19 protein-coding genes, 5 pseudogenes and 2 CRISPR repeat arrays are annotated in these 23,730 nt (G+C 69.6%); of the genes and pseudogenes, 13 read left to right on the forward strand and 11 right to left on the reverse strand.

The window, feature by feature from the left end:
• Positions 1-383: pseudogene (locus G6R20_RS13520) on the reverse strand (IS3 family transposase); the annotation flags it as partial.
• Positions 380-670: a transposase gene (locus tag G6R20_RS13525; protein ID WP_069389795.1), complete on the reverse strand. Its 291-nt coding sequence runs from the start codon at positions 668-670 to the stop codon at positions 380-382. The gene G6R20_RS13525 and the pseudogene G6R20_RS13520, both read right to left, overlap by 4 nt.
• Positions 671-781: 111 nt before the next feature.
• Between G6R20_RS13525 and G6R20_RS13530 the strand changes: the two genes are divergently transcribed.
• Both G6R20_RS13530 and G6R20_RS13535 read left to right on the forward strand, forming a co-directional pair.
• Positions 782-1,078, forward strand: coding sequence for a hypothetical protein (locus G6R20_RS13530; protein ID WP_163376681.1), 297 nt, complete (start codon positions 782-784; stop codon positions 1,076-1,078).
• 299 nt (positions 1,079-1,377) lie between these two features.
• The gene (locus tag G6R20_RS13535) at positions 1,378-1,644 is read left to right on the forward strand and encodes a hypothetical protein (protein WP_067715495.1); all 267 of its coding nucleotides are present in this window, start codon (positions 1,378-1,380) and stop codon (positions 1,642-1,644) included.
• 42 nt (positions 1,645-1,686) lie between these two features.
• Here the strand turns inward: G6R20_RS13535 and G6R20_RS13540 are convergent.
• Positions 1,687-2,301, reverse strand: a pseudogene (locus G6R20_RS13540) (HAMP domain-containing sensor histidine kinase); the annotation flags it as partial.
• A 139-nt stretch (positions 2,302-2,440) separates the two neighbouring features.
• On the opposite strand from G6R20_RS13540, the gene istA (G6R20_RS13545) reads away from it, so the two are divergent.
• Together istA (G6R20_RS13545) and G6R20_RS13550 are read left to right on the forward strand one after the other, a co-directional pair.
• The gene (istA, locus tag G6R20_RS13545) at positions 2,441-4,042 is read left to right on the forward strand and encodes an IS21 family transposase (protein ID WP_163376683.1); all 1,602 of its coding nucleotides are present in this window, start codon (positions 2,441-2,443) and stop codon (positions 4,040-4,042) included.
• Positions 4,042-4,809 carry an ATP-binding protein gene (locus G6R20_RS13550; RefSeq protein ID WP_006898359.1) on the forward strand — a complete coding sequence of 256 codons (768 nt, stop codon included), beginning with the start codon at positions 4,042-4,044 and terminating at the stop codon, positions 4,807-4,809. The genes istA (G6R20_RS13545) and G6R20_RS13550 overlap by 1 nt, the downstream gene beginning before the upstream one ends.
• Before the next feature lie 103 nt (positions 4,810-4,912).
• Here G6R20_RS13550 and G6R20_RS13555 read toward each other — a convergent pair.
• From G6R20_RS13555 to istA (G6R20_RS13570), 4 genes and pseudogenes are all read right to left on the reverse strand, one after another.
• Positions 4,913-5,353: pseudogene (locus G6R20_RS13555) on the reverse strand (HAMP domain-containing protein); the annotation flags it as partial.
• Positions 5,308-6,238 (reverse strand): annotated as a pseudogene (locus G6R20_RS13560) (IS5 family transposase). The pseudogenes G6R20_RS13560 and G6R20_RS13555, both read right to left, overlap by 46 nt.
• A gap of 56 nt (positions 6,239-6,294) precedes the next feature.
• Positions 6,295-6,751: direct repeats of the CRISPR family, unit length 28 nt; unit sequence GTGCTCCCCGCGCGAGCGGGGATGGTCC.
• Positions 6,752-6,895: 144 nt separating this feature from the next.
• Entirely contained in the window at positions 6,896-7,693 is a 798-nt protein-coding gene (gene istB, locus G6R20_RS13565) for an IS21-like element helper ATPase IstB (protein ID WP_061917874.1), read from the reverse strand.
• Positions 7,690-9,231, reverse strand: a complete 1,542-nt coding sequence (gene istA / locus G6R20_RS13570; RefSeq protein WP_163376684.1) for an IS21 family transposase — start codon at positions 9,229-9,231, stop codon at positions 7,690-7,692. Before istA (G6R20_RS13570) ends, istB begins: the two co-directional genes overlap by 4 nt.
• A 208-nt stretch (positions 9,232-9,439) precedes the next feature.
• Positions 9,440-11,003: direct repeats of the CRISPR family, unit length 29 nt; unit sequence GTGCTCCCCGCGCGAGCGGGGATGGTCCC.
• 554 nt (positions 11,004-11,557) lie between these two features.
• Between istA (G6R20_RS13570) and G6R20_RS13575 the strand changes: the two genes are divergently transcribed.
• Positions 11,558-12,427 (forward strand): alpha/beta fold hydrolase, encoded by an 870-nt coding sequence (locus G6R20_RS13575; RefSeq protein ID WP_163376685.1) that lies wholly within the window; start codon positions 11,558-11,560, stop codon positions 12,425-12,427.
• 83 nt (positions 12,428-12,510) lie between these two features.
• Entirely contained in the window at positions 12,511-13,368 is an 858-nt protein-coding gene (locus tag G6R20_RS13580; RefSeq protein WP_163376686.1) for a hypothetical protein, read from the forward strand.
• A gap of 23 nt (positions 13,369-13,391) precedes the next feature.
• Here G6R20_RS13580 and G6R20_RS13585 read toward each other — a convergent pair whose 3' ends face one another.
• Positions 13,392-14,114 carry a class I SAM-dependent methyltransferase gene (locus G6R20_RS13585; RefSeq protein WP_163376687.1) on the reverse strand — a complete coding sequence of 241 codons (723 nt, stop codon included), beginning with the start codon at positions 14,112-14,114 and terminating at the stop codon, positions 13,392-13,394.
• A 397-nt stretch (positions 14,115-14,511) separates the two neighbouring features.
• On the opposite strand from G6R20_RS13585, the gene G6R20_RS13590 reads away from it, so the two are divergent.
• A complete protein-coding gene (locus tag G6R20_RS13590; protein ID WP_163376688.1) occupies positions 14,512-15,879 on the forward strand; it encodes a lipase family protein in 1,368 nt (455 codons plus the stop codon).
• Positions 15,880-15,925: 46 nt separating this feature from the next.
• Here the strand turns inward: G6R20_RS13590 and G6R20_RS13595 are convergent, their stop codons facing one another.
• A complete protein-coding gene (locus tag G6R20_RS13595) occupies positions 15,926-16,360 on the reverse strand; it encodes a nuclear transport factor 2 family protein (protein ID WP_163376689.1) in 435 nt (144 codons plus the stop codon).
• A gap of 23 nt (positions 16,361-16,383) precedes the next feature.
• On the opposite strand from G6R20_RS13595, the gene G6R20_RS13600 reads away from it, so the two are divergent.
• The 3 genes and pseudogenes from G6R20_RS13600 (at position 16,384) to G6R20_RS13610 (ending at position 18,252) form a co-directional block, all read left to right on the forward strand.
• Positions 16,384-16,914, forward strand: coding sequence for a nuclear transport factor 2 family protein (locus tag G6R20_RS13600; RefSeq protein WP_163376690.1), 531 nt, complete (start codon positions 16,384-16,386; stop codon positions 16,912-16,914).
• Positions 16,911-17,806, forward strand: a pseudogene (locus G6R20_RS13605) (SDR family NAD(P)-dependent oxidoreductase). The gene G6R20_RS13600 and the pseudogene G6R20_RS13605 overlap by 4 nt, the downstream one beginning before the upstream one ends.
• A 2-nt stretch (positions 17,807-17,808) precedes the next feature.
• Positions 17,809-18,252 (forward strand): hypothetical protein, encoded by a 444-nt coding sequence (locus G6R20_RS13610; RefSeq protein ID WP_240341468.1) that lies wholly within the window; start codon positions 17,809-17,811, stop codon positions 18,250-18,252.
• A 157-nt stretch (positions 18,253-18,409) separates the two neighbouring features.
• Here G6R20_RS13610 and G6R20_RS13615 read toward each other — a convergent pair whose 3' ends face one another.
• Together G6R20_RS13615 and G6R20_RS13620 are read right to left on the reverse strand one after the other, a co-directional pair.
• The gene (locus tag G6R20_RS13615) at positions 18,410-21,463 is read right to left on the reverse strand and encodes a class I tRNA ligase family protein (RefSeq protein ID WP_240341469.1); all 3,054 of its coding nucleotides are present in this window, start codon (positions 21,461-21,463) and stop codon (positions 18,410-18,412) included.
• A 122-nt stretch (positions 21,464-21,585) separates the two neighbouring features.
• Entirely contained in the window at positions 21,586-21,780 is a 195-nt protein-coding gene (locus G6R20_RS13620) for a hypothetical protein (protein WP_143337727.1), read from the reverse strand.
• 116 nt (positions 21,781-21,896) lie between these two features.
• Here G6R20_RS13620 and G6R20_RS13625 point away from each other — a divergent pair, with 116 nt between their 5' ends.
• The 3 genes from G6R20_RS13625 to G6R20_RS13635 all read left to right on the forward strand — a co-directional run bounded on the left by G6R20_RS13625 (position 21,897) and on the right by G6R20_RS13635 (position 23,688).
• The gene (locus G6R20_RS13625) at positions 21,897-22,412 is read left to right on the forward strand and encodes a MarR family transcriptional regulator (protein WP_163376691.1); all 516 of its coding nucleotides are present in this window, start codon (positions 21,897-21,899) and stop codon (positions 22,410-22,412) included.
• Entirely contained in the window at positions 22,409-23,002 is a 594-nt protein-coding gene (locus G6R20_RS13630; RefSeq protein ID WP_083249818.1) for an SdpI family protein, read from the forward strand. Before G6R20_RS13625 ends, G6R20_RS13630 begins: the two co-directional genes overlap by 4 nt.
• Before the next feature lie 116 nt (positions 23,003-23,118).
• Positions 23,119-23,688 (forward strand): hemerythrin domain-containing protein, encoded by a 570-nt coding sequence (locus G6R20_RS13635; RefSeq protein WP_120285745.1) that lies wholly within the window; start codon positions 23,119-23,121, stop codon positions 23,686-23,688.
• Positions 23,689-23,730 lie beyond the last annotated feature (42 nt).

Genomic DNA, 23,730 nt, shown 5'->3' on the forward strand with positions numbered 1-23,730 from the left:
GGTCGGGGAACTTCGGGGCCGTCTTGTCCTGCCTGGTCAGACCGTTGCGGCGTCTGATGCGGCGTGCGACGAGGCCCTGGCGGCGCATCGAGTCGGCCACGGTCTTCTCGCTGACCTGCCAGCCCTCGTCACGAAGGTCGAAGTACAGGCGAGGGGATCCATGCCGGCCCTTTGCGGCGGTGAACGCCTTCGCGACCGCCTGGTCGACGACCTCGCGGCGGCGGTCACGCTCGGTGTGCAGACCGCTGGCCGCCTCCGGCCCGGTGGCCCGCTTGAGCCACTTGTAGAACCACGCCAGCGACACGCCCAGCAGGGCGCACACCAGAGTGTGTGGCACTCGGTAGTTGGTCCTGAAGGTCGGCGATGAAACGTGCCACGCTCACTTCGTCGCCTCCTTGACCCACAGGACCACGGATCGCTTGAGGACATCACGCTCCATCTTCAGCTCCGCGTTCTCTGCTCGCAGCCGCTTGAGCTCCTCGATGTCGCCCCTGGACAGGCCTTCTGTGCCCTCCCGAGCTTCCTTAGCCTGATTGACCCAATTGCCCAAGGTGCCCGCGTTGACCCCAAGGTCTCGGGCGATCTGGGCGATCGGCTTCCCGGTCTCCTCGACGATCCGGACCGCTCCCTCACGGAACTCCCGGTCGTACTTCTGGCGCTTCTCTGGCATCGCTTCCCCTGGCGGCGGTACCAACGAGGTGCAGCGCGACATCATCGCCACCGCCGGCCCACGCCATGTGGCACTCGTCGCCCACCTCGGACTCGCCGAAGTCCTCGGGCGATGTGTCTGACCCGACTCGTTGCCGAGCTGCACAGCTACTCGGTCACGGACCTGGTGATTGAATCTCGAACGGTCCAGCTCAATGAGCGCGACATCAAGACAGTCCAAGGAGCGCGGTTCTCGCTCCCCGCAGGTACGCGCTTCCACGTCCAGCACGTGGCTGGAAGCCAGGAGCCGCTCCTGTGGTCCGCCGACATCGTGGCCGGCGCCGTCCGGGCCCACCATCAAGGAAACGGGGCCTACCGGCTGAAACTGGAACACTGCCTGTACGAAGTAGAGCTGGGTACCGGCAGCTGACCAACTCCGGACATGCGTAAGGCCAGGGTCCCGGTCTGCCCCAAGTGCACCTGGCCTTGCGACTGGCCCGACACCCACGGTGTCGCGCTCACACCCCACGATACCCGGTCACGCAGCAGGGGCAACACCAATCGGCCTCCCGACCGCCCAACTCCCGACTCTGCCGAATCCGCCCTTCTGTCGCGCTCTCACCAGGAGGCAAATTGACGCCGATAACCAGACGTTATGTAAAGTAGTACTTGTTGAGAGCGTCCACTACTACTTGACGACATACTCAGCGCAGGCGAATACTCGGGACTATGGAGACCTCTCGCCTGGTCGAGCTCATTGATGCTCACAAGCACACCTACGGCGTCAGTGAGGCCGAGCTGGCCCGCCGAATCGGGATCACCCGCCAGAATCTGTACTTGTGGCGCACCCGCGGTCTGCGCGGCCTGCCGGCCCGAGCGACTCTCGATGGCATGGCTACCGAACTGCATCTTCCGTATGTCCGGGTTCTCGAGGCGGCCTTGCGCGATGTCGGCTACCTCGACGCCACCGACGGATTCTCAGGCGTACTGGCATGACCGCCCCTGACCCCCTCGGCCCGGCGGCCACCTGAGTCGTCYTTAGTCCGGCTTTGGAATTTCGACAGTAAAGCTCGCACCTTGGCCGGGCCCGTCGCTGTGCGCTCGAATGTGCCCTCCGTGGGCTTCGACGAGTGCGCGAGTGATGGTCAGGCCGATACCGCTGCCGCCGCTGTGGCGGCCGCGTGAGGTGTCGGCTCGGTAGAAGCGGTCAAAGAGGTGGTCGAGGTGGTGTGGGGCGATTCCTTCGCCGGAGTCCGACACGGTGATCTSGACGTGGCGGCGCCCTACCTGCCCGCTGATGACGGTGACGGTGCCGCCGGCGGGGGTGTGGCGAAGTGCGTTGTCCAGGAGATTGCCCAGCACTTGTCCGATGCGGTCGGTGTCCACCGTCACCGGTGCGTCGTCGACGTGGGTGTGTAGCTGGACTCCCTTGTTCTCGTATCGTTCTCGGACGGCGTCGACCGCACGGGTGACCAGCGTCCGAGTAGTGGTCGGACTGGGGCGAAGGCGGGTGAGGTGTTCTTCCGCGCGGGAGACGTCGACGATGTCCGCGGCGAGTCTCTCCAGCCGCCGAGTAGCCGACCACAGAATGGTTCGGACGTCGTCGTCGAAGGTGTGGATGCCGTCGTCGATGGCTTCGAGGTAGGATGGCAGATAGGGCCAGTGGGTACGCCTAGTCCGGCGATCCGGTACTTCGATTCCGGCGACTCGGTACTCCTTGGGGCGGGCGGGGTGGTCTGCTCGGGGTGAGGCGGCGCGACTGCGCCGCTTCTTCCTATTTGAGGAGGCTGATGTGGCCGAGTACAAGGCCATCATGACGTTGGCGCTGGCCGGGCATAGCTACAGCGAGATCGTCGCCGCCGTCGGGTGTTCGCGTCGGGAGATCGCGGCGGTGAAGAAGACGATCACCGCGTACGGCATCACCGCCGGCCAAGCGTCGTCGATGAACCCGGCCGAGATCGCCGGGATGTTCCCCGACGGGCGCAAACGCGTCTCGGAGGACTACGCCAAGCCCGATTTTGATCGGGTGCTGGCGTCGATGAAGTTCAACCGGCACTTCACCATCCAGCAGGCCTGGGGCAAATATCTCGCCGACCCCGCCGGGGCCGGGAAGAAGTACGGGTACTCGCAGTACTGCGCCCTGTTCGCCGAGCACGCCCGCATCAAGGACGTCGTGGCCACGCTGCATCACGAACCCGGCAGAACGATGCTGGTCGACTGGGCCGGCGACACCCTCGAGGTCCTCGACGCCGTCACCGGAGAGGTCACCAAGCTGTACTTGTTCGTGGCCGTCCTGCCGTACTCCGGTGCGGTGTTCTGCCGCGGCTTCACGGATATGAAATCGCCGTCCTGGATTGACGCTCACGTCGCCGCATTCGCGTTCTTCGGTGGGACACCGCAGATGGTGGTGCCTGACAACCCGACCACCGCCACCCACCGGCAGAACAAGGGGGAGGCGGCCAGGGCTGTCAACGTCCGCTACCAGCAGCTGGCCGACCACTACGGCACCGCGATCGTGCCGGCCCGGGTCCGAAAACCCCGCGACAAGGCAGCCGTAGAGTCAGCAGTGGAAGTGGTCAACAAACGCGTCATCGGCTACCTCGCCGAGGAGGTGTGGACCACCGTCGAGGCCCTGAACGCGGCGATCGCCGACCGCGTCGCCGAGATCAACACCCAGATTCGCCGGGCTGACGGTACGACCCGGTGGGAGAGGTTCGAGTCCGACGAAGCGCCGCTGCTGGCGGCCCTGCCCGACGACGGGTTCGCCACGGTGGAATGGAAGCAACTCAAGGTCGGCCGGAACTATCACGTCTCCTGCGAGTCGCAGTACTACTCGGTGCCGTACACCTTCGCCGGTCAGCTGCTGCGGGTGCGCCTGACCGCGCAGTCGGTGACGCTCTTCGACGGTGACCAGGTCGTCTGCGAGCACTCCCGGCGCCACGGCCGCAAGGGCCAGTACTCGACGGTGCTGGCTCACGCCCCGAAAGAGCACCAGGGTATCGACGGCCTGTGGTCGCGGCAGTGGTTCACCGACCGCGCCCGCGGGTTCGGCCCCGCCACCGAGAAAGTGATCGCCCAGATCCTGGATCGTCACGTGATCGAGGCGCAGGGCTATCTGGACTGCCAGAACATTCTCGAAACTCTCGGCAAGAGAAGTCGACAGCGGCTCGAGGCGGCCTGCCAAGTGCTGCTCAACCAGAACAGCGTCGGCAGCTACAGCGTGCTCAAACGCGTCATGGCCACCATCGATTCCGACGGCAAAGCGCCCCGACCCGTGGTCCCGGCGGCGGCCACACGAAAGCCCCCGCCACCGGCCGGAGCCCGAGACGACGGCGCGGTGCAGGTGCGCTCGGCCGATCACTATGCGCGCGGCCGCAGCGGGGAGGGCGTGTGATGTTCACCGAGATCGATCACCAGAAGTTCCGCAATCTGCGCATCACGCACGTGGCGACCCGGTTCGAGGAGCTCATCAGCGATGAGGCCAATGACGAGCTCACCCCGGAGCAGATCTTTCTCACCGCCGTCGACGACGCCTTGGACCAGCGCCAGGCCCACCGGATCGACAAGCTGATCCGAGCGGCGAAGTTCCCGATCCCGCAGGCCTCGATCGCGGAGATCAACTACCAGGAAGGACGCGGGATCACCCCGGTGCGGATGAAACGCTACGCCGGGCACCACTGGCGCCAAGACCCCACCAACCTGCTGGTCCTCTCACCGACCGGCGGCGGGAAAACCTACCTGGCCTGCGCGATCGGCATCGCCGCCTGCCAGAACGGGCACACCGTCACCTACGCCCGCATGGACGAACTCGCCCGGCGGCTGGTCATCGCCCGCGGCGACGGCATCCGCCACCAGAAGATGCTCAACGACCTCTCGGACGTGGAGCTGCTGATCATCGACGATTTCCTGACCGTGGGCATCGATCCTGAGGCCGCGAACGACTTGTTCGCCGTGTTGGCCAACCGGGAGCACCGGCTGCCGACGATGATCGCTTCCCAATCCCGGCCGGCGTACTGGCTCGAGGCGCTGCCTGACCGGGTCGCCGCGGACTCCATCGTCAACCGCCTGGCCAACAACGCCCGCGAGATCAACCTCGGCGAAGTCGACATGCGCCGACAGCGCGACGACCAAGCCCGAGCCACTACCGGCTACTGGGAGTAACCCCCTGCGGTGCCGGCCCGCTTCACACACGGGCCGGTTCCGGGTCGCCGGAATGGCGGTACCAACTCGCCGGACCCGCGGTACCGACAAGCCCTATCTGCCAGTAGGAGTCGAGTGTGGCAAGGGGTGTGCGCATTTCGTGTCCGAGGTCGGCCAGCATTCTGCGTCTGGTGGTCTCGGTGGCGTCGAGCCGTCGGGCGAGTTCGTTGACACTGTCGGCGAGATCGTCGAACTCGCGGCCCAGGCCTGGGCTAACGACCCGCGTGTCGTAGCGTCCACTGGCGATCTCGGCAGTCGAGGAGGTCACGGCGGTGACGGAGTGTTGAACTCTCCGGGTGAGATACCAACTCACCAGCAGCGCCAGTAACACTGCGATGGTCACCGCCAACCCCCACGCCACGATGATGGACGCCGTGAATGCTTCCTCGACGTGGGCTGCCTCCGCCGAATTATGATCGATGCCGGCCTGGCCCAGGTGATCGTGGAAGATTCCCGGAGCTAGGGTGTGTCTCCCAATCGGCGTAGCCAGGTGAGAATTGCGCAGAGGGTGACGGCGGCGCGGTAAGTGATCGCGAGTTTGTCGTAGCGGGTGGCCAGCGCTCGCCATTGCTTGGCCAGTGCGAAGGAACGCTCGACGACGTTTCGGTCTTTGTAGAGGTCAGTGTCGAGTTTCGGGGGTCGGCCACCGCGGCTGCCGCGGCGTTCGCGAGCGGCGATGGTGTCGCTTTTCTCTGGGATGACAGCGGCGATACCGCGACTGCGGAGCTGGCGTCGGATCGTGCCAGACGAGTAGGCCTTGTCTGCGATCACCGCGTCGGGGCGGGTGCGGGGTCGGCCCTTGCCGTGGCGTGGGACGTGGATGTCGGCCAGGACTTCGGCCAGCATCGCGCCGTCGTTTCGTTGCCCACCGGTGATCACGTTCGCCAGCGGTCGGCCGCGGCCGTCGACGGCACTGTGAATCTTGGTGGTCAGCCCTCCTCGCGAGCGACCGATGCCATGACCTGCGGGTTCACAGTCCCGGAAGGGCCGGTTCTTGTGATTCGACCCTGCCCCCTGTGTCCTGCTCAGGGCGCGTTGTATTTGTGCCGTGCTGATGAGCGCGGCAGATGGTGGCGTCGACCGAGACGTTCCAGTCGATCTTTCCGGCTGCGTCGGCATCGGCCAGGATCACGTGCAGGATGCGATCCCAGGTCCCGTCCCGGGCGTAGCGGGCGTGACGCTTCCACACGGTCTGCCACGCACCGAACTCCTCGCGAGGTAGGTCCCGCCAGGGAATACCTGCTCGGTAGCGGTAGATGATCCCCTCGACGACTTTGCGATTGTCGCGAAACGGATGCCCCTGCCGCCCTTCATTGGAGGGCAGCAGGGGCTCTATCCGCTCCCACTGCTCGTCGGTGAACTGGCGAAATCGTGACTTCGTCTGCCCCATACGGCCACGGTCTCGCGGGTCACCGCTCAGCTATGGGAGACACGCCCTAGTCGCCGGTGCTCCCCGCGCGAGCGGGGATGGTCCCTTAATGCCACCTACGGGACCAAGGGTGAACTCGTGCTCCCCGCGCGAGCGGGGATGGTCCGCACGTAGACGATCTGACTCGGCGGATTGTGGAGGTGCTCCCCGCGCGAGCGGGGATGGTCCCGGCGGTGGCGCAGTCAGCCGAACCCGCAGCGAGTGCTCCCCGCGCGAGCGGGGATGGTCCCTCCAACCACGGCACCCGCTTCCCGGAGGCCGGGTGCTCCCCGCGCGAGCGGGGATGGTCCCGTGCTCCCAGGTGACGGGTCCGCCTGACGCGAGTGCTCCCCGCGCGAGCGGGGATGGTCCCTCGCCGAGTTCGCCGACGTGCAGGTAAACACCGTGCTCCCCGCGCGAGCGGGGATGGTCCCGTCTGGCAGGGCCGGGAGGCGTCGGCCCACTAGTGCTCCCCGCGCGAGCGGGGATGGTCCGCCCCTGTTCGGTGGCACACATGTCAAGGGCCAGTGAGTTCTGCCCAGGGGCGGTCTTGAGACCTGCCCGGTGACGGTCACCAGATCTGCCCGGAGATGGCCATGGGATCTGCCCAGGGGCTGGCCATCTCGGGTCCTCGGGTTGTCAGGCCAAGGGCTTCACCCCCTGGCCTGCGAGTGCTTGGGAGAGGCGGACGGAGTCGCCGCTGGTCTGGCAGACGTGGGCGTGGTGCAGGAGCCGGTCCACTGTCGCGGTGGCGATGGTCTTGGGCATGAGTTCGTCGAAGCCGGCCGGGTGCAGGTTCGAGCTGATCGCGATGGCTCGTTTTTCGTAGGCGGCGTCCACCAGGCGGTAAAGCCCTTCAGCGGCGTCGGTGGCCACCGGCAGCAGTCCGATGTCGTCGACGATGATCAGGTCGGCGCGCAGGATCTTGGCGATGGCCTTGGTGACGGTGTCGTCGGCGCGGTGACTGCGCAGGAGAACGCCGAGGTCTTCCAGGGTGAACCAGGAGACCTTCAGTCCCTCCTCGACCGCCTGCTGCCCGAGGGCCTCGAGCAGGAACGTCTTGCCGGTCCCAGAGGGCCCGCAGACGACGAGGTTCTCCTTGCGGTGCACCCACTCCAGCGTCCGCAACGCCTGTTGAGTCGGTGCTGGAATCGAGGAGACGGACTCGTCCCACGCGTCGAACGTCTTGCCAGTGGGAAACCCGGCGGCAGCGCGTCGAGTGGCCAGCGAGGCCCGGTCGCGGCCGCTGGCCTCCTCAGCCAACAGCGCACGCAGCACCTCGGCCGGGTCCCAGCGTTGGGCTTTGGCGGTGGCGATCACCTCGGGCGCGTGGCGGCGAATGTGCGGCAGTCTCAGGCGCCGCAACACGGCATCCAGGTCTGCGGGCAGCGGCGGACTGGCCGGCACACCCAGCGCCGGAACCTCGGTGGCGGTCATCGGTCTACCTCCTCAGAATCGGCGGCCACCGGTGATTGCCCGCCGAGGGCGGCCCATCCGGAAGTGCCCTGGGTCAGCGACCGGTCCTCACCCGCTGTGTGGGCTTGGCCGGCACCGCCGGAGGCGGCGTGGTGGTTCAGGATCGACGGCAGATCGGCCTCGGCGAACCGGCTGTGCAGCGCCGCGTGACCGAGCGCCCAGTCGACCTCGCCCGGGTCGAACAGTTTGGCCAGGGCGACGGCCTCGGCCATCTTCACCCGCATCCTGGCCGTGCCCGCGGCGGCGGCCTCGGTCAGCCACAGTCGGGCCCCGTCGCCGAGGGCCAGGAAGGCCGCCTCCGCGGCGTTGCGGGCCTTGGGTTGGCGGTGCAGGGCCCCGGCCGGGGCGTCCGGGAAGTGCGCATCGGCAAGTCGTGGGCTGCCCGGGGTGGCCCGCGGGTGGCGGGCCACCTCCACCGGCCCATCCGCTCCGACGTGCACCACGACGATCTGCTCGCCGGCGCCGGCACCATAGGCGCGGACCCACACGGTCTGACCGAGCAGCGTGTGCGGCACCGAGTACTGTCCGGATTCAAACGTCACCATCGGCGAGTTCACCGGCACCTGCCGGGTCGCCCCCAGCGCCACCGTGTATGCCTCGGTCGGCACGGTGTGCAGGCGGGCCCGTTCCTGGGCGAGCATCTCCGCTGGCGCTCGCCGAGTGACGCGGTGCTCCCGATCGTTGATCTGCTCGCACCACTGCTCGCAGGCCTCCTCCAGCTCAGCGAACGAGGAGTACTCGCCGCGCAGGTTCGTCTCCTTGGGCACCAGGTCGGCTTTGGCGACCTTGACCGTGGACTCGCTACCACCCTTGGAAGCCGGATCCGCGGGCTCGCACGTGAGCACCGTGACCCCATAGTGGCGGGCGAACGCCACCACCTGCGGGTTGCGCACCGCCATCCCGGCCACGTGCTCAACGGTGACGGTCTTCTCGTTGTCGGTCAGCACATACGTCGGCGCCCCGCCCAGGCGGCGCAACGTCACATCCAGGGCAGCGAACACACTCGGGGCCGTCTTGTCGCGGATCGGCAGGACCACCCGGAACCGTGACCACGCCAGCCACGCGCAAAACAGCACGGTCTTGACCCCGTCGATCACCGGACCGTCACCGAAGTCGTACTGCAACCACAGGCCCGGCTCGGTCACCCAGGGCCGGTGCACCCGCGCATGGCCCACGCGGTAGGACTTCTTCACCGCCGCCACCGCCCGACGCGTGGTGCGCTCCGAGCCGGTGAACCCCACCGCGAGCGGCTTGTCGTGGACCACGTCCGCGCGGATCTTGCCGCCGGAGCGCTCCACCCATTCCTCGACCTTCGGCATGAACTCGTCCATCAACTGCGGACGGGCCGCCGGCTTGTCGGTCAACCGGCCCGCATCACGAGCAGTCACATAGCGGGCAACGGTGTGGTGCGAGACCCCGGCGAGCTCGCCGGCATCCCGATACGACCCTGTCAGATCAAACGCTTCGAGAATTTCCATGATCTCCTCGGCAGACTTCATGTTGTCCCTCCTCGGGGCGATGGGCGCTTCAGCACCGCTATCGCACCCGAGGAGGGGCCCCGAACCGCCCAAGCGGGCCGGGAAACAATGTCGTGTCGGGCAGATCCCATGACCGCCAGCGGGCAACTCTCACGTCCGCCAGCGGGCACCTTCGTGACCGCCTACGGGCAGTCTCTCGTGTCCGTCGTCACACACATCAGGTGGCGACGTGCTCCCCGCGCGAGCGGGGATGGTCCCCGCGCCGCCACCGCCGCCGAGGCCCGCACCGCGTGCTCCCCGCGCGAGCGGGGATGGTCCCCGCCGATGCGTCAACCCCGAGCACCTGCGGGTGTGCTCCCCGCGCGAGCGGGGATGGTCCCGGCCTCGGCGGCGTTGCGGGCGTCGCGCTCCTGTGCTCCCCGCGCGAGCGGGGATGGTCCCGCCCCGAGCTCGCCCTTGATGAGGTCAGCGATGTGCTCCCCGCGCGAGCGGGGATGGTCCCAGGGGTGTGCGGCGGTGGGCCAGGTCCGCCACTGGGTGTTCGAGGACATCGTGTGCTCCCCGCGCGAGCGGGGATGGTCCCAATGTGCGGTGGCATCGGGGCGACCTGGCGGCGGTGCTCCCCGCGCGAGCGGGGATGGTCCCCCGGCGAACACCTTCGACGGGAACGCGATACCGTGCTCCCCGCGCGAGCGGGGATGGTCCGTCCGCCGCCGCGACGATGACCGGACCGAACACGTGCTCCCCGCGCGAGCGGGGATGGTCCCTTGTTCGTCGGCGGCACTATCGACCACACCCTGTGCTCCCCGCGCGAGCGGGGATGGTCCCCGGTCGGTCAGGTCCAGTTGGCCGTCGATGAACGTGCTCCCCGCGCGAGCGGGGATGGTCCCGCCTCACGGAACCGCCACGGCCCCGACACCCGGTGCTCCCCGCGCGAGCGGGGATGGTCCCGGGCCAGCCTAGAGGTACTGGACGACGGGCAGGTGCTCCCCGCGCGAGCGGGGATGGTCCCACGACCCGCGTCTCCTTGACGATCGGGATCGAGTGCTCCCCGCGCGAGCGGGGATGGTTCCTTTACGCCACCTATGCCCCAGTGGATTGATCGGTGCTCCCCGCGCGAGCGGGGATGGTCCGGACGAGCAAACATCACCGGTCTCCCCCGTACGCGTGCTCCCCTCGCGAGCGGGGATGGTCCGTGTTCATCTCCTCGGGTGCGGACACGTTCTCCGTGCTCCCCGCGCGAGCGGGGATGGTCCCCCGCGGCGGCTGGTCTGCCTGCGGTCCGGAGTGTGTTCCCCGCGCGAGCGGGGATGGTCCCAGACGGGCCTGCCGACCGATCTGCACGTAGCGGTGCTCCCCGCGCGAGCGGGGATGGTCCCTGCGGCTGGTCCGCGAAGACCTCGCCGGTCTCGTGCTCCCCGCGCGAGCGGGGATGGTCCCCGCCACCACCTGACCACCTCGACAGGCTCGGGGTGCTCCCCGCGCGAGCGGGGATGGTCCCAGCTGGATCTTCACCCCGCTTACCTGCTCGCGTGCTCCCCGCGCGAGCGGGGATGGTCCCGCCGACGCGACAGGGGTAGCGTGCTCCCCGCGCGAGCGGGGATGGTCCCCGCGCGGGACGTGCCCACAGGGTGCCGTCCATGTTCTCCCCGCGCGAGCGGGGATGGTCCGACGGCGGACGTGGCGATCGCGGTGCGGCCGTGGTGCTCCCCGCGCGAGCGGGGATGGTCCCGAGGACTGTCGTACCTGCGGGGCACAATTCGAGTAGTCCCCGCGCGAGCGGGGATGATTCTACCTCGGCTTGCAGTACACGGCTGGCGCCGCTGTGATCCCTTTGCGAGCGCGAGGGATCGGCAGTGATCGAGTTCTACTGGAATTAGCCAACGTGTTTGCAGCAACGCTATTCCTGCCTTGTAGGGCTGGCAACCTACCCGCGCGGCGCGCGTAACCAGAGTGCGTCGACAGCGGGACCGTCTACGCGGCGATCCCAGACGCCACCGCGTTCCTCGACCGCGTCATGAGGTGATCGCGGGGCCGGCGGCCGCGCGGCCAGGGCGTGGGACTGGGGTCGGGCCGGGTGTGGGGCCGGGGTGGCCAGTCGGTCATCGCCTCCCCCATCTACACCGACCGTCCATATGTGGCACTTCATAAATGCTGGCCAGCGGCATCGTGGCCGGGCACGGCAATGTGACCACCGTCATAATTGTTACCGACTTGTCACCCAGCGCGATTTCAGGTTAGAGTTTCGCCATCGCCGCGCGGGGATGTTTCAGGGACTCCCCGCGCGGCTGACTTAATTTCGGACGACGGTGGGATTCCTAGAACGTGTTCTAGTAGCGTGGGGGGCATGAGCGCCCTCGACTTCGAGTCCACCAGCAAGACCATCACCGCCGGCCGCTTCGAGCTGCACTACCACGAGGCGGGCGAGCAGAGCGTCGCCGAGCCCGAGAGCGCGGTCCCCGTCCTCTTCCTGCACGGATCCGGCCCCGGCGTGACCGCGTGGTCCAACTTCGCCGGCAACTTCCCCGTCTTCGCCGAGCGTTTCCACACCATCCTGCTGGACATGCCGGGATTCGGGAAGAGCTCCGACTTGGAGTGGGAGAAGGCCTACCCGCTCATCGCCGCCGAGGCTATCGACACGTTCTGCGAGGCCAAGGGCATCGAGAAGGTCGACATCATCGGTAACTCCATGGGCGGCAACGTCGCCTGCGAGACCGCTCTGGCCTACCCGCACCGGGTCCGCAAGATGGCGCTCATGGGCCCCGGCGGCCTGGCTGCTCCCCTGTTCACGCCCGAACCGAGCGAGGGATCGCGTCGGCTGTTCGAATTCCTCGCGGAGCCGTCCGACAAGGCCATGGCGGCCTGGGTCGACACGATGGTCGGCAACAAGAAGGTCGTGGACGAGGACCTCATCCGCGCCCGCACCGAGGCCGCCACCGCCCCGGGCGCCGTCGAGCGGATGTACTCCGTGTTCGGCTCGATCCTCAAGCCCGAGAACGCCTACACACCGCTGTACGCCCGCGCCTCGCAGATCCGGCAGGAGACCATGCTCATCTGGGGCCGCGACGACCGCATGCTCCCCTACGAGCAGGCCCACTTCGCCTTCCGCCAGCTCCCGCGCGCCGAGCTCCACGCCTTCTCCCGCTGTGGCCACTGGGCGATGATCGAGCAGAAGGACAAGTTCGAGCGCCTCGTGATCGACTTCCTGCTCAACTGACCCGGCGGCGGTGCGGGCGCGGTGGCCGGTCGCGGCAGTGCCGGGGCAGTGCTGCGGCAGGGGCGAGGCGTTAGCCTCGGGCCATGACCGACACGCCGCAGCCCGACCAGCCCGCCGTCGACCCGCAGACCGGCGAGGACCTGTCGTGGAAGCAGACCCCGGTGGCGATCGTCCTGCTCGACCGGCCCGCCCCCGGCCACGACGAGGTCGGTGAACTCCTCACCGAGATCTTCGAGGGGTCGTACGAGGTCGAGCGGGGCAGCGACGACGACCCCGCCACCGCCGTCTACGTCGAGGACGCGACGGTCATCGTGTCCGCGGTCGACGCGCCGGTGCCGGAGGCCATCGAGTACACGCGTGACCTGGCCGCCTGGAACGGCGGCGAGGCCGTGGTGGAGTCGCACCGGTCCCAGGTCGTCGTGGCCGCGTTCCGGTGGGGACCGATCGGGGACGACGGCGAGCCGGGCGAACCCGAGTACCTGGACCCCCGGCTCGACACGCTCCGTTGCGAGTTGGCGGTCGCGAACGTCACGGCAGCCCTGACCGCGCTGCCCGGCGCGGTGGCCGTGAGCGTGGGCGGCGCCGCGGCGACCCTGCCGGCCGGCCCGTACCGCGATCTCGTGACGGGCAACCCCGTGCCGGCACCGGCGCTCGTCGGGGTGCGGGCCGGGATGCAGACCGAGACCACCTCGTGCGTCTACACCAGTGGGATGGGCCGATTCGGTCGCATGGACCTCGAACGACTCGACGTGGACGCTCCGCCCGCGGCCGTCTACGCCGAGATGTGCAACCTCGTGGCCTACTCGCTGGCCACCGGGACGATTTTCCAGCCCGGCCTGACCCTCGAGGTGGGCGGCCCACAGCCGCTCGTCGCCACCGCCGGGGTCTCACCGTTCACCGGGCAGGAGATCCTCCGGTTGGCACCCGCCGACCATCCGTGAACCCCGCCGGCCGGCCGTGAACCCTAGGGGCGCTGGCGGCCGTTCCGCTCGACGACCAACCGCGTGGTGGCGGCCAGCTGGAACGGCCGGATCACCGGTTCGATGCGGCTGATCAGCCGCTCCTTCTTGAGCTTGGCGATCACACTGCGCACCAGTTCAGGCAGCGGGTTCCCGGCGTGGTCGACCAGCGGGTAGATCCGCACCTCCGGCGCCACGCGGGCCATCTCCACGATCGCGTCGACATGGTCGGCCAGATCCATGCGGTCGGCATAGGTGAACAGCAGGTGCGAGCACAGCACCAGGTCGGCCGAGTCGTCGGCGAGAGGGAGCCAGGGAAGAGCCCCGGCCACATACCGCTCGGGGGCGGTGGCCAGGTGGCCCAGCATCCGGTCGGCCGCCGAGCGGCGGATGACCTCGTGCCCCACGACCCCGCCGCGGACGTCCCAGTCATAGTCGAACTCGCGCGCGTGTTTCTGCGCCAAAGACCGCTCGACGTCCTCGAGGATCCGGCCGCGGAGGTCGTCCGCGCCGAGCGCGTACTGCGGGTCCACCGCGACGGCCTCGCCACCGGCCGCACAGATCTCGGCCACCGCGCTGGCCGCGCCACCGGGGCAGTCGACGATGCGCCCCTTCAGGTCGGCCTCGTCCAGGCCGAACATATCGGTGTACTCGTCCAGCGACCGTGCACTGACGAGGACGTCGGTGTCCTCGAGCGCGTGGAAGGTGGTGTGGGGACTTGCGGTCACCTGGGGACTCTCCTGAAGTCGGCTGGCCCGGTCCTGTCCCGAGCCGTGGGGTCTGAATCGTTGACCCGGGTTCCGTCGGAGACCGCCTCGCATGGCGGATGCGGCCCGACCGATCCCGGCGGGCCCTCGCATCGTCGGTACTACGCCAAGACGGCGTGGGCGATGCGGGACCACGTCGGTCCGGATCGCCAGCACATCAGCACGTCTTTGGGCACGCCCTCACCGTAACAGCGGGGTCGGACACCGGCCACCGGGAAGTTCACGGTGTTCAGGAGGGGCTGCCAGACGAGGGACCGGACGGCCGTGAGGTGGGACACACCTACGACTCGACACGCGTTAGGGTTCTGCCCCATCGGCGCGGGTCCCCTGCCGCGCGGTCTCGACCCCGGGAGCATTCGTGAGAACACCGTCCAGCCGGCGCACATCATCCGGACCATTCACCGTCGCCGGAGCCCTCGCGCTGGGTGTCGCGGTCGGGCTGGCCCCCGCCCTGGCCCTTGTCGGCGCCCCCGAGGCCGCCGCGCAAACCTCCACCGAGGGCTCATCCAACGCGCCGGATCGCACCGCGTTCTACGTCCCGCCGGCCGAGCCCCCCGCCGACCCGGGCGCGATCATCCGCACCCAGCCGATGACCATCACGCCGAGCCTGCCCGATGTGATGAACGGCGGTGCGCTGCCCGCCGACGCCCAGCGGATCATGTACCGCTCCACCGGCGCCGCGGGCGGTCCGATCGCCGTCACCGGCACGTTCCTGCAGCCCGAGGCACCCTGGACCGGCCCCGGGCCGCGCCCGCTCGCGGTGGTGACGCCCGGAACGCAGGGGCAGGGCGACCAGTGCGCGCCGTCGCGCTCCATGGAGGTGGGCCTGGGTATCCAGACCGCGCCCCCGTCGATGGCCGCCGGGTACGCGATCATCGACGCGCTCACGATGGTGATGGAAGGCTTCGCCGTCGTCGTCACCGACTACGAGGGGCTCGGCACGCCCGGCCACCACCCGTACGTCAACCGCGACTCCCAGGGCCGGTCGGCCCTCGACGCCGCCCGCGCGGCGGTGCGGCTTCCCGGCACGGACCTCGCGCCCGACTCCAAGACCGTGGTCAGCGGCTACTCGCAGGGCGGTGGCGCCGCCGCCGCGGCCGGGGAGATGCAGCCGGACTACGCACCCGACGTGAACCTGGTCGGCATCGCGGCGGGAGCGCCGCCGTCCGACATGCTCGGCACGCTCGACCGCGTGGACGGCGGACTGCTCACCGGCGCGGTGGGGTACGCGATCAACGGCATCCTGCAGGTCCACCCCGAGCTGCGTACGGCATTCGACCGACATCTCAACGCCGAGGGCCAGCGCATGCTCGAGGTGACCGCCGGGCAGTGCGTCGCCGAGACGGCGTTCGCCTACGGCCTGAAGCGTACGAACGAGTTCACCGTGGACGGCCGCTCGCTCGGCGACGCCGCGCGGTCGGAGCCGGAGATCGTCCGGGTGCTCGAGGGCTACAACCTGGGCAGGGTCGCGCCGGCGGTGCCGGCGCTGGTCATGATCGGCAGGAACGACGACGTCGTGCCGCACCACACGGCCGTGGACCTCGTCCGCGACTGGTGCGAACAGGGCACCACCGTGGAGCTGCGGACGGCCGAGGTGCCGTCGATCGCCCCCGGCCTGGTGATCGACCACGCCATCCCGATGCTCTCCGAGCGGTCCACGAACGCCCGCTACCTCCTGGACCGTGTCCTCGACCGCCCGGCGACGAGTTCCTGCGGGACCGTCTGAGGCGGCCGGCGCGAACCGGGCCGGGCCGGGGCCGGCCCACCCCGGCTCAGGGCAGGTTGTGGTGGAACGCCTGCTGCTGGCTGAGGCGGGAAATCCGCCAGCCGTCGCCCGTGCGGACGAAGTCGAGGAGGTACCAGAGCCCGTAGAAGAACACCTGCTGGTCCTTCTCCTCCACCGGCTTCAGCGCCATCGGGTTGAAGCACATGCAGCGCCCGGTGGCAGAGTCCCCGTCCAGGCTCACCTCGAGGTTGCCCATGAGGTGCTGTGTGGCGGCGAAGATCGGCAACATCTCGGCCAACCACGCGCGCACCGCCGGGTAGTCGTCCTCCGGGCCGCCGGACGCGGAGTAACTCACGCGGGCGTCCGGCGTGAACACCGTGTCCAACCCGTCGAAGTCGCGCGAATCGATGCAGGTCGCGTACCTGGTCATGAGGTCCTGCAGATCCCAGCGATCGGATAGTTCGACCAGTGTTCGGCTCATGCCCCCTACGCTAACGTGGCCTTATGCAGTACGAGGAGGAAGTCCGCGCCCGCGAGGCGATCGAACAGCTCAAGTACCGGTACTGGCGGGCGTGCGACGCCAAGGACCCCGAGGGCTTCCGGTCCTGCTTCGTGGCCTCCGGCGGGGTGCTGGACTTCGGCCCCCTCGGGCGGACCGACCCGGACACGATGGTCGGGATCTTCCGCCAGATCGCGCTGGCGACCGCCTCCGACGGCGGCCCGCGGATCCTCGACATGCACCACGGCTTCATGCCGTCTATCAGCGAGCAGGGCGGCGGGCCGAGCAGCCCGCCGCAGCGCGCCACCGGCACCTGGACCCTGCAGTTCCGCCAGGTGGACCGCGAGAAGGGCACCGAGACGCTCTCCACCGGCGAGTACTCGGATGCGTATGTCATCGAGGACGGCCGCTGGGTGATGGCCGAATGCCTGTTCACCCCGGGCTGGTCGGTCACCCGCACCCTCGACGACGCCACCGTGACCTACCCCGAGGTCCACACCGTCCCGGGTGCCGCCACCGCCGGAGCGGACTCGTGAGCGCCCGCGTCGCCCTGGTGACCGGTGGCAGCCGCGGCGTCGGACGCGGTGTGGCCACCGCCCTCGCGCAGGCCGGGTGGACGGTCTACGTGACCGGCCGGTCCGCCGAGCGCCTGCAGGGCACGATCGACGCGGCCTCCGGCGCCCCGGGCGAGATCCGCCCACTCGAATGCGACCACTCCCGGGACGACGAGATCGTCGCCGTCGTCGCCCGGATCGCCGAGCAGGCCGGACGCCTGGACCTGCTGGTCAACAACGTGTGGACCAACCCCAAGGGCTTCATGGGGTTCAACGGCAAGTTCTGGGAGCGGCCCGCCGGCGACTGGGACGCCCTCATGGGCGTCGGTCTGCGCGCGCACTACGTCGCCAGCTGCGAGGCCGCCAAGGTGATGGTGCCGCAGGGCTCCGGGCTGATGGTGAGCATCTCGTCGTTCGGTTCTCGCGCACCGTTCCACACCGTGCTCTACGGGATGAGCAAGACCGCCCTCGACAAAATGGCTTCCGACATGGCGCACGAACTCGCCGGCACCGGGGTCTCCACCCTCTCGCTGTGGTTGGGCCTCATCCGCACGGAACTGCTGCTGTCGCTGGGGAAGACGACTTCAACGGCTTCCCGCTGGACCGCGCCGAGGACCCCACCTTCGTCGGACGGGTCATCGCCGCCCTCGCCGAGGACCCCGACCTGACCCGGATAAGCGGCTCGACCGTCATCACCGCCGAGTACGGGCGCGAGAAGGGAATAAGGAACGACGACGGCGAGGTGCCCTTGTCGCACCGCGGTGCTTTCGGCGGGGGTCCGCTCTTCCCGCCGCTGACCGACGAGCAGCTGGGTCTGGACACGGTGGACGAGGTGGCCGCGGCGGGCGGTCACAACGGGTTCGGCGGGCGGTAGGGATGACGTCCGGCGACCACGGGAACCGCAGCGACGGCGGGGACCACAGCGCCCACGGAGACCACAGCGCCCACGGGGACTTCGACGACCCGCTCGAACGCCTCGAGCGGAACGAGCGGCAGGCCAACCAGGCCTTCCGGTACGTGCTGCTGTCGATCGTCGCGATCGTGGTCATGGCGACCGTGATCGTGATGCTGGAGGGCGGCATTGACGAGGAGTGCACGGACGAGGGGGCGCTGTGTATGACCGCCGACCGCGTCGAGGTGGTCGTCCTGCCGCTGCTGCTGTCGGTCATCCTGGCGGTGACGGCGGGCGTGACGACCTACCGGCGGTGGAAGCAGCGCATCCGGTGGCGGCCGTGGCTGTACGCGACCTATGCGATGTGGATGGTCACCACGGCGTACCTGATCGTCTCGTCCTCGGCGGTGTTCGTCCGGGCCGGCTGAGGGCGGCCACTTCCCCGGAGACCCCGCCCACGCACGACATCCGCTACCCGGATTCCGGATCGGCTACCCGCACGGGAGTAGCGGATCCGGAATCCGGATAGCGGATCCGGGGCCGGGCCGGGGCCAGGTCGGCCAAGCCAGCCGCATCGCCCAGCCCTCAGGGGACGATGTTGACCATCTTGCCCGGCACCACGATGACCTTCTTCGGCGCCGCGCCACCGAGGTTCTCCTGCACCTTCGCGTCGGCCAGGGCCGCGGCCTCGACGTCGGCGGGCGAGGCGTCGGCGGGGACCGTGATGCGCGAGCGCACCTTGCCCTTGATCTGCACCGGGTACTCGACGGAGTCCTCGACCAGGTAGGACTCGTCGTGCTCGGGGAACGGCCCGTGGGCCAGCGACCCGGTGTGCCCGAGCCGCGACCACAGTTCCTCGGCCAGGTGCGGGGCGACGGGCGCCACCATGAGCACCAGCGGCTCGACGACCGAGCGCGGGGCGCCCGGCCCCTCGGTCGGGTACGTCTTGGTCAGGGTGTTGACGTACTCGATGAGCTTGGCGATGGCGGTGTTGTCGCGCAGGCCGGCGAAGTCGTCGCGGACCCCGGCGATGGTCTTGTGCAGCGCCTTGAGCACGTCCTCGCCCGGCGCGCCGTCCGCCGACTCGGTGTCGGTGACGCGGACCTCGCCGGTGGTCTCGTCGATCACCACGCGCCAGAGCCGCTGCAGGAAGCGGTGCGCGCCCACGACGTCCTTGGTGGCCCAGGGCCGGGAGGTGTCGAGCGGGCCCATGGACATCTCGTACACGCGCAGGGTGTCGGCGCCGTAGGAGTCGCAGATCTCGTCCGGGGAGACGGAGTTCTTGAGCGACTTGCCCATTTTCCCGTACTCCTGGGTGACCTCGATCTCGGCGGCGTCGGCACCTGCGGAGGTGTCGGTCCAGTAGAACTTCCCGTCGCGCTCGGTCACCTCGGCCGCCGGCACGTAGACGCCACGGGCGTCGGTGTAGGCGAAGGCCTGGATGTAGCCCTGGTTGTACAGGCGTCGGTAGGGCTCCTCGCTGGTGACGTGGCCCAGGTCGAACAGCACCTTGTGCCAGAAGCGGGAGTAGAGCAGGTGCAGCACGGCGTGCTCGACGCCGCCCACGTAGAGGTCGACGCCGCCCGGGTCGTCCGCGCCGTGGGTCTCGGGCCGGGGCCCGGTCCAGTAGCGCTCGTTCTCCAGTGCGCACAGCTGCTCGGAGTTGGTGGGGTCGATGTAGCGCAGCTGGTACCAGCTCGAGCCGGCCCAGTTGGGCATGACGTTGGCGTCGCGGGTGTAGGTCTGCAGGCCGTCGCCCAGGTCGAGTTCGACGGTCATCCAGTCGGTGGCCTTGGCCAGCGGCGGGGAGGGCACGGAGTCGGCGTCGTCGGGGTCGAACGAGACGGGCTTGTAGTCCTCGACCTCGGGCAGCTCGACGGGCAGCATCTCGTCGGGCAGGGCGTGGGGCACGCCGTCGGAGTCGTAGACCACCGGGAACGGCTCGCCCCAGTAGCGCTGGCGGGCGAACAGCCAGTCGCGCAGCTTGTACTGGATGGTGCCCTCGCCGGTGCCCTGGCCCTCGAGCCAGTCGATGGTGGCGGCCTTTGCCTCGTCCACGGCCAGCCCGTCGAGCACCAGCCCGCCGGAGTTGGTGGAGTTCACGGCGACGCCGTCGCCGGTGAAGGCCTCGGCCTGCACGTCGATCCCGGCACCGTCCGCCGGCGCCACGACCTGCACGATGGGCAGGCCGAAGGCTCCTGCGAACTCGTGGTCGCGGGCGTCGTGGCCGGGCACGGCCATGATCGCGCCGGTGCCGTAGCCCATGAGCACGTAGTCGGCGACGAACACGGGGATCTGCTCGCCGTTGACCGGGTTGATGGCGTGGGCGCCGAGGAAGACGCCGGTCTTCTCCTTGTTCTCCTGGCGTTCCAGGTCGGTCTTCTGCGCTGCGCGCCGGCGGTACTCCATCACGGCCTCGGCGGGCGAGGAGTGGCCGCCGGTCCAGCGCTCGTCGAGCCCGCCCCCGGCGCCCGCACCGCCCGCACCGGCCGCGCCGGCCGCGCCGGTCTCCGGCCAGAACGGGCCGGCCAGCTCGTCGACCAGCGGGTGCTCGGGCGACAGGACCATGTAGGTGGCGCCGAAGAGGGTATCGGGGCGGGTGGTGAACACCTCGATGGACTGGTCCGCCACGGCGAAGCGGACGCGGGCCCCCTGGGAGCGGCCGATCCAGTTGCGCTGCATGGATTTGACCTTGTCGGTCCAGTCGAGGCGGTCGAGATCGTCGACCAGCCGGTCGGCGTACGCGGTGATCCGCATCATCCACTGGCTCAGGTTCTTGCGGAAGACGGGGAAGTTGCCGCGCTCGGAGCGGCCCTCGGCGGTGACCTCCTCGTTGGCCAGGACGGTGCCCAGCCCGGGGCACCAGTTGACCGTGGAGTCGGAGAGGTACACCAGCCGGTGGGCGTCGAGGACCTTCTCCTGCTCGGCGCGTGAGAGCTCGGCCCAGTCGCGGCCGGCGTGCTCGCCCGGCAGGGGGCGGGCACCGGAGACGAACTGCTCGACCAGCTCGGCGATGGGCCGGGCGCGGCCGGTGCGGGTGGGGTGCTCGCCGCCGTCGATCGCGCGGGCGGGGGCCTCGGGGTCGTACCAGGAGCCGTGGATCTGCAGGAAGATCCACTGGGTCCAGCGGTAGAAGTCGGTGTCGGTGGTGGCGAACACGCGGCGGCGGTCGTGGCCCAGGCCGAGGCGGCCGAGCTGGCGCTCCATGTTGGCGATGTTGGCCTCGGTGGTCACGCGCGGGTGCTGGCCGGTCTGGACGGCGTACTGCTCGGCGGGCAGGCCGAAGGCGTCGTAGCCCAGGGTGTGCAGGACGTTGGTGCCGAGCATGCGGTTGTAGCGGGCGAAGACGTCGGTGGCGATGTAGCCGAGCGGGTGGCCGACGTGCAGCCCGGCGCCCGACGGGTAGGGAAACATGTCCTGGACGAAGAGCTTGTCCTCGGGCGGGGCGGCGCCGTCCGGGTCGGCGAGGGGGCCGACGGGGTTCGGGGCCTCGAATGTGCCGCGCTCGGCCCATTCGGTCTGCCAGCGCGACTCGATCTCCCCGGCCAACCCGGCTCCGTAGCGGTGGGCCGGTCCGGTGTCGGACTGCGGTCCGGTCTCGGACTGCACGCCGGTGACGGTCTGGTCGCTGCTGCTCACGGTTGTCTGCTCTCCCTGGTATCGCCGGTGCCCACACGCAGGCGGTGTCCAGCCTAAACCCTGGGGCGGGTCGGGCCGCGTCAGCGTGTGGGCACCGCCCCGTCGGCCGAGGGCGGGGTTGATCAGCCCCTGGCGGCGCGACGCCCGGCGATGAGGGCGTCGAGGCTGTAGCGCCCGGTGCCGACCAGACCGAACACGGCGACGGCCAGGCCGATCACGGCGACGAGCTCCCAGCCACCGTCGGCGGCGTAGATGCCGGCGGCCTTGTGGACGTAGGCGTAGGCACCGACCATGACGACGACGACGAGGACGGCCACCGCCTGGGTGAGTGGTGGCGGTCGTGGTCGGCATGCGACTCCCTCAGTAGATGATGTGACACACATTCCTTGCCAGGCCCTATGTGTTGTGTCAACTAACCGGGTACGCTGGGCGCATGGCTGAACAGGTTCCGGGTCAGGACGTGCGATGGTTGGACGACGAGGAGAAGGCGCTGTGGCGTGACTACCTCGCGATCCAGGGGCGCCTGCACCTGGAGATCCAACGCGACCTCAAGACCTCGTCGAGCCTCACGGAGCCCGAATTCGAGGTGCTGGTCTACCTCAGCGAGGCCGACGGCCCGATGCGGATGACCGCGCTCGCCGACGCGTTGCAGTGGGAACGCAGCCGCCTGTCCCACCAGGTCACCCGGATGGTCAAGCGCGGACTCGTGGAGCGCACCAGCTGCCCCGACGACGGCCGCGGGGCGTTCGTGTCCACCACCGACGAGGGCATGGCCGAGATCGAGAAGGCCGCGCCCGATCACGTCGCCACGGTGCGGCGGGAGTTCCTCGACCGCCTCAGCGCGAAGGACAAGCGCGAACTCGCCCGGCTGCTCGCCCTGGTCCGGGGTCCCGGCGGGGCTGAGGCGAATCGGAGATCCGACGTCGCGGGCGTACCCTCGGTGGCGTGAACGCAGTGCTCGTGGTGGTCATGGTGCTCCTCGTGGGGCTCGCCCTCGTGCTCGCGGGCACGGGTGTCGCGGCGCTCGTCGGCAGACTGCCCGGCAACGGCGTCCTGGGCGTACGCACCCCGGAGACCCGCCGCTCCCCCGAGGCCTGGGAGCTCGCCAACCGCGCCGCCGCACCCTCGTTCCTCGGCTCCGGTCTCGTCCTGCTGCTCGGTGCGCTCGCCCTGGGACTGATCGGCGGATGGGTCGGCGGCCTCGTCGTCGTCGTCTCCCTCGTCGCCTCCCTCGCCCTGCTCAGCGTCGCCGGCCTCGCCGGGGCACGCGCGGCGGCCAGATGGGACGCCACATCCGGCGACCAGGGCGGCTGTGGCTGCGGCCCCGACGGCTGCGGCGGCCACTCCGCCGGCGCACCCGACCCCGCCGCCTCCGACGCCTCCACCTGCGGTGACGCGGGCTCCTCCACCGACGGCGCCGCCTCCTGCTCCCCCGCCGGCTCCACTCCCGGCGACCCCGCCGCGGACTGCGGCGTGACCGGCGGCTGCGGCACCTGCGTCCTGCAGGGCATGTGCGAGACGGAAAGCACGCGCCCCTGAACCGGCCACCGAGCAGGTCCCCGGCTCCTCCGGTGGCCGTCGGTCCGGTGGCCGACGCGCACGGTCGCCTCTACGGTCGAGAGGTCCACCCGTCTCACACCGCGAAGGAGATCACCATGGCCGATCCCACCACCGCCGGGGACGTCGTCGACATCCTCACCGCCGACCACCGCGAGATGGTCGGCCTGCTCGAGATGATCGAGAACACCGCCGACGCCGAGGAACGCCGCTCGCTGGCCGACTCCGCCATCGCCGAGGTCGTGCGCCACTCCGTGGCCGAGGAACTGTTCGTCTACCCCGTCTACGAGCGCGAGGTCCCGGACGGCGCGGACGAGGTCGAGCACGACAAGGAAGAGCACCAGGAACTCGAAGAGGTGATGAAGGAGCTCGAGGGCCTGGACGCCGGGAGCGCCGAGTTCATCGCCACCGTGAAGCGGTTCAAGGAACTCCTCGACCACCACGCCGACGACGAGGAGGCGGACCAGTTCCCCAAGATGCGGAAGCACATCTCCGCCGAGGACCTGGTCGACCTGGGCCGCAAGGTCGAGGCCGCCAAGAAGATCGCCCCCACCCGGCCGCACCCCGGCTCACCGCACTCCGAGCTGTTCCACATGACCCTGGGACCCGGCGTCGGCATGGTCGACCGCCTCCGCGACGCCCTGAGCGGGCGGGCCAAGAACACCTGACACCTCCGCTCCCGGCCCCGGCGACCACCCGCGCGGGGCCGG

Origin of the sequence: Dietzia sp. Alg238-R159 (assembly GCF_900537145.1) — a bacterium.
GTDB classification, from domain to species: Bacteria; Actinomycetota; Actinomycetes; order Mycobacteriales; family Mycobacteriaceae; genus Dietzia; species Dietzia kunjamensis.

Bases quoted from the DNA above. Each gene is read 5' to 3' on its own strand.
- G6R20_RS13535 (WP_067715495.1), top strand. From the start codon at position 1,378: ATGGAGACCTCTCGCCTGGTCGAGCTCATTGATGCTCACAAGCACACC.
- istB (WP_061917874.1), bottom strand. From the start codon at position 7,693: ATGACCGCCACCGAGGTTCCGGCGCTGGGTGTGCCGGCCAGTCCGCCG.
- istA (WP_163376684.1), bottom strand. From the start codon at position 9,231: ATGAAGTCTGCCGAGGAGATCATGGAAATTCTCGAAGCGTTTGATCTG.
- G6R20_RS13635 (WP_120285745.1), top strand. From the start codon at position 23,119: ATGGCCGATCCCACCACCGCCGGGGACGTCGTCGACATCCTCACCGCC.
- G6R20_RS13610 (WP_240341468.1), top strand. From the start codon at position 17,809: ATGACGTCCGGCGACCACGGGAACCGCAGCGACGGCGGGGACCACAGC.
- G6R20_RS13580 (WP_163376686.1), top strand. From the start codon at position 12,511: ATGACCGACACGCCGCAGCCCGACCAGCCCGCCGTCGACCCGCAGACC.
- G6R20_RS13525 (WP_069389795.1), bottom strand. From the start codon at position 670: ATGCCAGAGAAGCGCCAGAAGTACGACCGGGAGTTCCGTGAGGGAGCG.
- G6R20_RS13595 (WP_163376689.1), bottom strand. From the start codon at position 16,360: ATGAGCCGAACACTGGTCGAACTATCCGATCGCTGGGATCTGCAGGAC.
- G6R20_RS13550 (WP_006898359.1), top strand. From the start codon at position 4,042: ATGTTCACCGAGATCGATCACCAGAAGTTCCGCAATCTGCGCATCACG.
- G6R20_RS13575 (WP_163376685.1), top strand. From the start codon at position 11,558: ATGAGCGCCCTCGACTTCGAGTCCACCAGCAAGACCATCACCGCCGGC.
- G6R20_RS13600 (WP_163376690.1), top strand. From the start codon at position 16,384: ATGCAGTACGAGGAGGAAGTCCGCGCCCGCGAGGCGATCGAACAGCTC.
- G6R20_RS13530 (WP_163376681.1), top strand. From the start codon at position 782: ATGTGTCTGACCCGACTCGTTGCCGAGCTGCACAGCTACTCGGTCACG.
- G6R20_RS13625 (WP_163376691.1), top strand. From the start codon at position 21,897: ATGGCTGAACAGGTTCCGGGTCAGGACGTGCGATGGTTGGACGACGAG.